Genomic DNA, 10990 nt, shown 5'->3' with positions numbered 1-10990 from the left:
GCTACTTTCACGATATAAGTTTTCATGGCGAGCTACCTGAGAAAAATAGGCTTAATTGCTCATTCTATTGCCGACTGAACAGAGTGCCCCACACTTTTTTATACTCTCCAGTAATACAAATTTAAAATTTTTTACTAATATTAACCAATGAGTATGTTAAAGCGGTATGAAAATAATGATAGTTATCCGTTGATATAAATTTTTCTGAGGTGTTTATCTATGCCATCATTTGCGAAAAAAATCATTGGGATTTTTATTTTCATTTATGCCTTGCTGATACCTTCTACAATAACGAGCGCTTTAGCCAAAGGTGATATAAGACATGAGACATCGCACCCATATTCAAAAGAAACTCAGGATACCCCAGAATTTGATGCGCAGAATTTTATTGTCAATAATCTCCAAACCATGAGTCAGGTATTATCTTCTTCTCCTTCAGAACTTAAGACGCAAGCAACTTCTTATGCGTTGGGTAAACTTAACAGCACCCTATTATCAGAAACACAAAAATGGTTATCACAGTTTGGTACAGTAAGCATTAATTTTGGCTTAGACAGGGACTGGAAACTGAAAAACCACTCACTTGATTTCTTATTGCCATTGTATGATAACAAAGCCGATTGGCTGTTCTTTTCCCAATTAGGTTATCGCAATAAAGACAGTAGAAATACGATGAATATCGGCTTAGGCGGGCGTTATTTTTATCGGAATTGGATGTATGGGCTGAATACATTTTATGACTATGATATTACCGGTAAAAACAGGCGTATAGGCTTGGGAAGTGAAATATGGGGAGATTATATTAAACTCTCAGCCAATGCTTATCACCGCTTAAGTGACTGGCAAAACTCACGTAATTTCGATTATTACTACGAGCGCCCTGCTAATGGCTATGATATTAATAGCGAGTTTTACCTGCCTTTCTACCCTAATCTGGGTGCCAAATTAAGTTATGAAAAATATTTTGGTGATAGTGTCACTTTATTTAATCGTGATACCAAACAGAAAAATCCGAGTCTGGCAAAAATTGGTTTGACCTATACTCCAATTCCGCTTTTTACAATAGGAGTGGATTACAAACAGGGGGAGAGCGGTCGTACTGAAACCCAATTTTTAGCGAATCTGAATTATAGATTTGGTACACCAATCAGCACTCAACTAGATCATAATAATGTCGCTTCAATGCGGACATTAGCAGGCAGCCGCTATGATTTGGTAGAGCGAAATAATAATATTGTTTTGGAACATAAAAAAATAGAGGAAATAGAACTACTCGCCGTCGAACCAATTCTTGGCTATGGGCATCAGGAAATAAAGATCAGCATTCCCGTCCGATCTCACAAAAATATTAAACAGACTAGTTGGAAAGTGGCGGATAAGGCATTTGAGCAATATAACGGAAAATTTTCTTCTGATTCAGGAAAAGACATTACGGTTACACTTCCTAGCTATCAAGAAGCTCATAAACAGGATTACATCCTCGATATATCCATCACAGATAATCAGGAAAGAATTAAAAATACACATATGCCAATAAAAGTTTTACCTTTTTTGATTGATGGAAAAGTAAAAGTTATTCCACCTAAATCTCCAGAATCAACAGGTGAGGAAAAAAATGGCTATAAATTTACTGATCTAGCTATTACTTATCAAGGTGTGATTAAAGGAAAAATTGTTAAAAATGGCAAAATTGATAATGTGCGCTGGATAGTGGAATCCTCTTTAGGTGATGAATCTGAATTAAGTTTTGCATGGAATAATAAACCAGCTCAAACAAATGAAAAAGGTGAATTAATCGATGAAAACGGGAAACTAATATCTAACATTTTAGTCAGTAAAAACAAAAACCAGCATGATAAAGTCAAAGTGTATATACAGTTGGATGGTGCGCCAAAACAAGAAATAGGTGAAGTGAATTTTGATCCTGTTAAGCCCGCACCAGATAAATCTGAAAAAATTGAGGTGAATTGCCAGGCTCAGGGTGAAACTCCGGTATTAGTGAACGAATCCTATATATGTACGGCAATAGTAACGGGTGCTAAAGGTAAAGATGACTATATCATAGGAAAAAAAGTCAATTGGGAAGTGGAAGGACACAATAAACTTCAACCGGTACCTGTTATCGAGCAAACTAATGCCGATGGGGAAGCAACGGCAACCTTAACTAGCTCTACTGAGCTTTCAGGTCTTGTAGTTATAGCCTCTGTTGATGGTCAACCGGCTAATGAACTGCTTGGCAAATCAAATAAAATTAATTTTAGTTGGCCAGAAATCACCCTAGATCCGCTGTCGAAAAGTACAATTGATGGGGATGGGGTGGAACACTATACCGTGAGAGCAACCGTCTTGCGCAAAAAAGGCGGTAAAGTATATACGGGGAATACAGAGAATAAAGAGAAGGACATTAAGTTCGTATGGATGAATCTGAAACTTGAAAATGGTAATAATGCCTCCGGCGTGACTTCCAAACCATCACCGGGTATTCCCCAATCTGTAGATTCCAAGGGTAAATTGGAAGCTCATATTAGCGGCAATCAAGCTAATAATGAACAGGTTAAAGCGTGTATTAATATTGAAGGTAGAGATTCTGCCTCAGATATATGTTCTGAGCTGATGAATTTTGTGCAGGATTTTAAGATTGGCAGTATTGAAGTGATTAATTTTAATCCGGCCAGCCCATTATTGGGCAATGGTAATTCAAAATATCAATATAGAGCAAAGATTGTTGATTATAAAGATAATACCAAAATAATAGCGGGTAGAAAATTCGAACCTAAAGATATTAGTTGGACGCACGATCATAACAAAATAGAATCAGAAAAACTTCCTTCTCCTGAACTTTATTCACCAACAAATAAGGATGTGTATACAACGGATGATAAAGGATATTTATATGCGACGTTAAAAAGTTCGGTCGGAATTAAAAACGTTAATATGACATTAAAAGTTTCCGGAGCGAAGAATACTAATGAGGAGTTTACGACAACGACAGGAGTTGAATTCACTCCGATAGCCAAAACAGCGCTATTATATGTTTATAATGAAAATAATAAAAAAGTATATAAATATTTTGATAACAAAGACAACTTGAATCGTCCAAGTAATGTGTTTAAATCTTTACGAGGGGAGTTAAGAGCACCTAAAAACCCTAAATCTTTTCATGACGATCCAGACGTTTCTGAAATTATTTATAGTCTGAAATTTAATGAGGCCGAGGCTCCATATGGAGGTGCTACATTAACTTTTGGTGACAAAGATCACGGCCCAATTCAATTTAGAGCTATGGGGATTGTAGAAATATATTCAAACGTAACAATGCAAAGTGGCGAAATTCAATTATATAAATATAAAATAGATATTAAGAGTGTTTCATCAGCTAATAATCAAAAAGGCTACGTAAGTGTAAATGAGAGTAATATTGATTGTGGGGTTAACACAATGGGAGGAATACAAGGTTTATATTCAGATAAGGAAGCATCTGATCCTACTAATCCTTACTCTATACATAATGAATGGGGAGAAACTGAACGGAGAGAAAAGTACAGTTTATACGATTGGGGGCTATTCGAATATGTTACTGGCAGTGACGCTGAAAAAGCTACTATTATAGTAAAAAATACCAGTTCTGTTAGTAGTAAATCATTTAGGGTTTATGATTCTAAAAATAATACTTTCGATCAACAGTCAGAGGGAGTTATTTTTTGTTACCAGCACTTGTCAAACTCAGGGAAAAATTAAGACTACACCATTCAAACACCAAGTTACCATAAAACTATATGAAGCATTGTCTATCCCCATTTCACGGGGATAGATGCCTCACATCTTGAAGTTGGGTTAGTATAGAGATAAAAAGGGATAGTAAAAAAATAATAAACTATCGTGATAAAAAAAAGTTATCACCTGATAATTTTTTTTTGATTGGTTTTTTATTTTTTATGGTTATGCTGGGGATCAGAGTTGAAATGGTTACATAGCAGGCAATGTTAAAATTATTTTTTATAGTAAGTTTATTTTTAAAACTATTTCTGTAGTGAATTTTTTTTAATGTAATGTAGTTAATATAATCTATTAATCGTAATAATAATACGAGGTAATAAAATGGCAGCTATTACTAGTACGAAAATTTCACCACTGGCTAATGAATTAGAGGTGGGCCAGAAAGTGACATTTTCAGTAATATTAACATCGAATAAATCTATTGATAATAGCAAGTATATAATAGTAGAAAATGGCTACGTTCAAAATATAAAATTTGATAACCCCAAAGTTCCACTTGTATATAAAAATGAAAGTGGAAATTTTACCGCAACTGCCGAATTTAGTTTTACGGTGCTTGCTAAAATAGGAGGAGTAGGGGCGGATGTAAATAATAATGATTCTATTTCATTTACAATAAATACTGATGCGAAATCGGATGAAACTATATTTCCAAACATGCCGCACACGTACAATGGTAAAATTAAAGTTAAGCCAGTAAGTAGCAATACAATAGATATCACAATTAATAAAAATGCCGATTTAGTTATAGGTCAGAAAGTGAGTTTTTTTGTAGAATTAAACTCAGATAAACTTATTCTTCCAAACGGCATTATAACCATAAAAAAAATCAGTTCCAATATAAAGTTTGATCAAGATACTACTAAGCCTATTCAGCTTTATAGCAAAGTTGGTAATAAAGCATCTGCGCAGTTAAGTTTTACCGTACTTGATAATGTGTTAGGTGGACCACCTGTACATGATGGTGATGCTATTACATTTGTAATCCATACTGATGCGTCGACGGCTGAAGGTAATTTTGGTTCTGTTCCATTCAATGGCACAGCAAACGAAATTGATATGGATTCACTGGCGCTTTTTGTTGAGAACCCTTTTCTGCAAATGTCATCAGAAAGTGATCAACAAAATCCTACGGCAATATATACGTATTTAAAGAATAGAAATACACAGAAACCATTGGCGGGGACACCTATATTTATTACATCACAAAAGCATAATCAAATAGAAGAATTTAAATTTAAGGATGGAGATGGGAACACTCCTATAATTCTTGAGAAAGAAGGTAATACTAAAGGATTAATTATCGCTTCTAAAAATGATGGTTTAGTAAAGTTCTATCTCTATCCTCAAACAGCACTGGTAAGTGTTATTAATTTATGGAGCTATATTGTAAGTTATACGGCAGATATTAGACGTGAAGCTAAGCAGGTAATCTATGCAGTGAACTATATTAAGCCTACTTTTTTTGATTCTATAGGTATGCCTGATATTTCTGGTTATAGTACTGCTGGTATACGTGCAGATTCGACATTACCATATTTTCTGGCATCCGTTAGTGGTGATCCTAGAATATCAAAAGATGATACGGTTTTATTTTTTGTTAATAAATTAAACTCTAATAAACCTCCTCAATTTACTGGCTATACGGAGTTGATTAGTGATCCTCAAACACAGTTAGATCAGTATAGTATGAAACTTCCTTATACGATTTTTGAACAGTCTATACCATCGGAACTTTCTTATACTGTTGTTAAGCCAGATGGAGCAGCTTTATACTCTGACACATTACCAGTAACTTATTTAGGAGGAGCATCATATGTACCCGAACAAGGAGTTAAGAGAAGTTATGAGCTTTGCATAGTTCATCCCAGTACTGGTGTTGATCCTGATGTTTTTATACCAGCTGATAATGATATTGGTTATGAAAATATCAAGAAATATCCTAATCATAAGTATGATGGATTATTTATTGAAATAGTACGTTTTCAACCTAACGATACTGATCCAAAATTAAATCCAGTTCCATTAAATATAAAAGATATTACTCTGAATATGTATATTAACTCAGATAATAAAAATTTCACTAAATCTTATACCAAACCGATTAATTTTGCAGACATAAGCGGCCCTGGTAATAAAGACTCTATTTTCTTTAATATTCCGTATGATGATATTGTTAGTGTTAAGTGGAGAGGTAATATCAGTTTTGATTATCAGTTCTTTAAAGATGAGGTTATTCAGTATAGTGCTGTTTGGAATGGATATATTGGTACTGAACCACTTTCTGGCTCTGATTAATTGAAAGAGAAAGCATGCGTGATGTAATTTTATAAGGTGGTAAAAAATGGTATTTTTTTATAACGAATAACTGAAAGCAATAAAGTCCCTTACTCCTCATATATCGAGGGGTAAGGGCGAATTTGGAAATTAATTATATTTTTATTTTATATACAATATCAAATATTGAATTAACTCACTGTGGTAAGGAGATTTTTTCGATAGCATAGATAATTAAAAATATGAAACTTATAAGAGGAATAAACATATGTCTAATGTTATGACTTTTTCACAGCCAGAAACGGGAAATTTAATCATAGGGCAAACTTTTTTATTTACAGTAATATTATCCTCTGATGAGGCTATAGATAGCAGTTCAACAATTTCATTTTTTAATAATAAAAACATTTCTGTACCAATTGGAGATATTTCCGTAAATTTGGAAAGTGACAATAAAAAAGCCACGGCAACAGTGACGCTTACCGTAACTAATTCGATAGCAGAAAATGAGGAGATTCATTTTAGTGTAAAAACATCATTGAGTGGTGTTCAGCAAAAAAAAATGCAATATATTGCAAAAGAAGTTTATCCTGAATCATTGAGGTTAATCGTTGATAATGCTTTTTTATCAGTGCCAACATCATATGATCATTCTCAAATAGGTACTGTATCAACTAAAATACATACCATTATCAAAGATAAATATGGGAATCCATTATCAGGAATTCCCATATTTATAAAGAGTAGAGCATTTAATCAGCTAGAAGAAGTATACATTTATGCTAATGATGTAAGAAAGAAAATAAATATTAAAAACCTTTCTCTTTATTCTGGTTTTTCTATAAACTCAGGTGATAAAGGCCAGGTGGAATTTTATATTTCTCCGATTAAACCACTGGCATTAGTTATTGACTTGTCTTCAACTATAAGAATTCCATCCGATTTTGCTGTTTCTCATAGTACTGTTTTCATCATTTTTGATGATAAGAAATATAATCGACAAGAACCTGAAGCGGTTACTGCTATTGATGGTAATTTAACATCGAAAGGAGAAAGTAAATTTTGGCTAGATACAACACCATGTACAGCTTATGATGTTGATGATTTTTTATTATTCAATGTTAATGGTGAATACAAGTATTACGTCAGAGCATTTGATGTAAGTGAAGACAATCAATGCTTAATTAAATCACCTTACTTTATTCTTGAGAAAAATAAATTATCGCATCTTTCTTATATTGTAATAAGAGGGAATGGAGATATTATAGCTAAATCCTATCCTGTAGATGTTACTTACAGAGGAAGGCCAAATAAACCATGGACAGATGTTGATAGAATATATGAACCCTGTAAGGTTTACACTAGCTTTAATGACGTTATAGAGCAGGATGGTAGTATAAACAATCAAAAAATATCTAACCATGCAAAAAACCCAGGTGATGCTGGCTTGTTTGTTACAATAACAGGAACCAATGATAATAGTGATAATACTAAAGTAAAACTTGGATCAAAAGTTACTTTAAATTTATATATTAATTCTAGCAACAACACAGTCACACAACTTTTTAATTGCATAATGCCATATCATCGAGATAATGAAGGTGGAAAAACAGCGGTATTGAAATTTAATATACCTTATAAATTATTAAATGGTCATTTGGCATTTCCTTTCCATGACGGGGAGATCTATTTTGATTATCAGGTTGGTGATGATAATGATAGGGATGTAACGTATGGTGGTATTTGGTATGGTCATATCGTTACAGGTTAGAATAAAGTCATTAGGCATGTATGTATAATTTAAATTACATTAAAAGTATGTTTAAAATGGTGATGTATGAATATAAAAAATAACATCGTTTTATCTAAACCTGAATTCCCTCAAAGTGATTCGCATAACGTCATTAATATCATTGAAGTTAAAGCAATGGGAATTAAATATTTAGTAATGAAAGTGAATAAATATGATGGAGTAGAGCTATTAGATAGTATAGATGGTGAACTCTATCTAAAAAATAATTCAAAGGTTAAAATAAAAAGCATTACTTACTGTGTAACGCCAGATGTTTTAGATAACGACTATGATTATTATGCTGTGATTTTTAATGTAAGTGATTTTCATACATATGGATTATACGAAGCAGTATATACAGTGACAAATTCAAATGATAATAAATATATTTCACCAATTTCAAATGTTAATATTATAGAGGGTGCTTCTATGAATACTTCAGATAATGAAGTAACGTTTACTGATATTAAAAATCGTAAATTATATTTAAGTAGTATTTCTCGTGAAAGAGGAATACGGGTTCGTGCAAACTTTAAAGGTTTTACGGCTGGGAATACCATCACTATTACATTAAAGATTTTAGATGAAGAAAATAGCCCAATAAATACTTTGAAATCTGACAAAATATTGCTCCAAGATCAGATAAATCAAGGCTATGCTGATTATACAATAAGCACGGATGGGGATGGGGATGGGGATGGGGATGGAATGAATTTTGTAGAGGCTAAATCTATTGTGGATAGTTTTTATAATTCTGATATTAAGATAACATCCTCTTTATCTCAAATTTCTATTTATAACGATTTAGATAATGTTAATGTCAAAGTACAATTGACTCAAAATATTGGTACTAGTAGTGATTCTCCTGATATAAAACCTTTTTTAACAGCCGTAGTGTATACAGGATTAAATAGCAATCCAATTATTTCACAAGTATCGAATGCTTACTTTAGTGATGGTTCTAATAGAACCCCACTGGGGGAAATAAATAACAATGGAGTGGGATATCTGAATATTTATAGTAAAGATATTACTAAAAATAGTGTTCTAACTCTTAACTATCTAAATCCTGTTAATGCTTATAAAGTTTGTTTGAATTTTTCGGTTTGGTTATTATCCTCAAGTGAAGAAATTAAATATACTTATAGCTCTTATGGTGTTGCAGATGGAACGTGCCAATGTTTCCTTTTTATTGAACCGCTAATAACTGGAATTGAGACTATTAATGTGAAGTTTGATACGCCAGATATAATAATTGATGATGTCGTTAAGAATTCTATACCAATAAATAATCCTGTTGCTAATAAATTTTTAAGTTATAAATTAACTTCAAATAAAGCATTTAGGGCTAATTTTTCTATTAATGCCAGTGGTAGTGGTATTTCGATGGAACAAATTAATAACACTATCGTTTTTGTCGATCCGCTAACATTTGAGTAAAATAATATGGCTATTTCAGTAAACTTCACTCCATCATATGAAGTATTTCAAGATAGATCGGCGGTTAATATTCATATATTAGCTTATGAATATTCGGAGTCATTACCTGGATTAGAGGTTGTTTTTGAATGCTCAGTCGGTAGTTTTGTTGTTAATGGTGAAGATACAGGTAAAAAAAGACTTTCTGGCAAGATTGGCGGCACTGGAGAAACATCTGTCTTGGTTGTAGGTCCAATTACAGGTGGCAATGGTCAGCTGACTGTTTCCCTTAGGGAGAATAATAAGCAGATTGGCATATTACCTTACCATCTAATAACAACAGACTATCAGCTTAACTTTAATGTTACTGGTGACTATGCAATGGCAGATGGTAAGCAGAGTAATAAAGTTAATGCGATTCTGACGGGAATGGGAACCGGGCTTGACCTCAAAAACCGCCAGTTGGATTTAACTGTGACAGGCTCTGCTTCTTTTGAGCAAAATAAGATAACCCAGACCACTTCTATCAATACTGATCCGTTAGGTAATGTGAGTTTTGAATTTTATAACGCAAATAATAGTGGTGAGACTGTCACACTGGCAGGCCAATTGAGTGGTAATAAAATATCTCATAATACGGAACAAATTCATTTCCAGCGTAACCTGGATTGTGATGCCCATCCCCCCAGTGACGAAATATATATTAGAACTATTTTTACTTATTCTATTAATAATCATCAATACCTTTTACGCCAGCGCCAATGCGATCATTTGGTCACTGTACATAAATTGCTTGCTGACGGGAAACAGGGAGAGCAAACTTCGACCGGGCAAAAGTGGGTAAATTATTATGACTTGATGTTCCCATTTGTTATTGAGAATGAGCAATATGTTTTTGGTTTAGCCAAGGACTTTATTAATGCACCACAAAGTACAGATAAATCATTTTGGATGATTGCAAAGTTGGATGAAAAAGGACAGAAAGAAATAATAGATAGTGGATATTTTGATGTTAGTTATGATGTTGGGTTTGCATATAATATTGGGGGAAGGCAGTTTATCTTACTTCATGGCAAAGAAAATGGATGGCCTGTTATATCTTACGAAATTTTTACGAAAGGGAAAATGAATCGTAAACCTATATATCAACATAACTGGGATAATTTTTACGGAGCTATATTCTTTTTTTCAACGGAAGGTAAGAAATATATATACTGTCACACAGAGGCTACTAGAAATATTTATACATTTGAGTTTAACAAAAATGGAACCATAGGTAATATTGCATATTCTGATACGTGGGAATATTATTACTATCCTCAGTTCCCATGTTTTATTAAAGGAAAGTATTATTACGCTGGTCAGAGATTCTATGATAATTATTGGTTTATTTCTTACATATATAGTAAGGGTATTCCTGAGCGTGTTATCGAACACGAAGCTCCATGGGATACGAGTTATCAATATTTAATTCCATTTTCCATTGGTGAAAATCAATATTTTTTGAGGCAAAGCCAAAGTAAAGATCATTGGTATATTACAGAGATTATTGCTGATGCTAAAATGGGAAAAGATAGGGATTCTAGTACTAATCACTAAGTTTTATTAATATAATTTGAGAGCATAAAAAAGTGTGGGGCACTCTATTCAGTCGGCAATAGAATGAGCAATTAAGCCTATTTTTCTCAGGTAGCTCGCCATGAAAACTTATATCGTGAAAGTAGC

5 protein-coding genes are annotated in these 10990 nt (G+C 33.2%); all 5 read left to right on the top strand.

Annotation, left to right across the window (positions count from 1 at the left end; all coding sequences use genetic code 11):
• The first annotated feature begins 219 nt into the window (after positions 1-219).
• The 5 genes from PSI22_RS20075 to PSI22_RS20055 all read left to right on the top strand — a co-directional run bounded on the left by PSI22_RS20075 (position 220) and on the right by PSI22_RS20055 (position 10864).
• Positions 220-3738 carry an inverse autotransporter beta domain-containing protein gene (locus tag PSI22_RS20075; protein WP_273581280.1) on the top strand — a complete coding sequence of 1173 codons (3519 nt, stop codon included), beginning with the start codon at positions 220-222 and terminating at the stop codon, positions 3736-3738.
• Between the two features lie 360 nt (positions 3739-4098).
• Entirely contained in the window at positions 4099-6075 is a 1977-nt protein-coding gene (locus PSI22_RS20070; RefSeq protein ID WP_273581279.1) for a hypothetical protein, read from the top strand.
• 247 nt (positions 6076-6322) lie between these two features.
• Entirely contained in the window at positions 6323-7825 is a 1503-nt protein-coding gene (locus PSI22_RS20065; protein WP_273581278.1) for a hypothetical protein, read from the top strand.
• A 66-nt stretch (positions 7826-7891) separates the two neighbouring features.
• A complete protein-coding gene (locus PSI22_RS20060; RefSeq protein WP_273581277.1) occupies positions 7892-9286 on the top strand; it encodes a hypothetical protein in 1395 nt (464 codons plus the stop codon).
• 6 nt (positions 9287-9292) lie between these two features.
• Positions 9293-10864 (top strand): hypothetical protein, encoded by a 1572-nt coding sequence (locus tag PSI22_RS20055; RefSeq protein ID WP_273581276.1) that lies wholly within the window; start codon positions 9293-9295, stop codon positions 10862-10864.
• Positions 10865-10990 lie beyond the last annotated feature (126 nt).

It is taken from the genome of Xenorhabdus aichiensis (assembly GCF_028598775.1).
Lineage (GTDB): Bacteria > Pseudomonadota > Gammaproteobacteria > Enterobacterales > Enterobacteriaceae > Xenorhabdus > Xenorhabdus bovienii.
This window is presented reverse-complemented; position numbering and strand designations above follow the sequence as displayed.

Bases quoted from the DNA above. Each gene is read 5' to 3' on its own strand.
- PSI22_RS20060 (WP_273581277.1), top strand. From the start codon at position 7,892: ATGAATATAAAAAATAACATCGTTTTATCTAAACCTGAATTCCCTCAA.
- PSI22_RS20070 (WP_273581279.1), top strand. From the start codon at position 4,099: ATGGCAGCTATTACTAGTACGAAAATTTCACCACTGGCTAATGAATTA.
- PSI22_RS20075 (WP_273581280.1), top strand. From the start codon at position 220: ATGCCATCATTTGCGAAAAAAATCATTGGGATTTTTATTTTCATTTAT.
- PSI22_RS20055 (WP_273581276.1), top strand. From the start codon at position 9,293: ATGGCTATTTCAGTAAACTTCACTCCATCATATGAAGTATTTCAAGAT.
- PSI22_RS20065 (WP_273581278.1), top strand. From the start codon at position 6,323: ATGTCTAATGTTATGACTTTTTCACAGCCAGAAACGGGAAATTTAATC.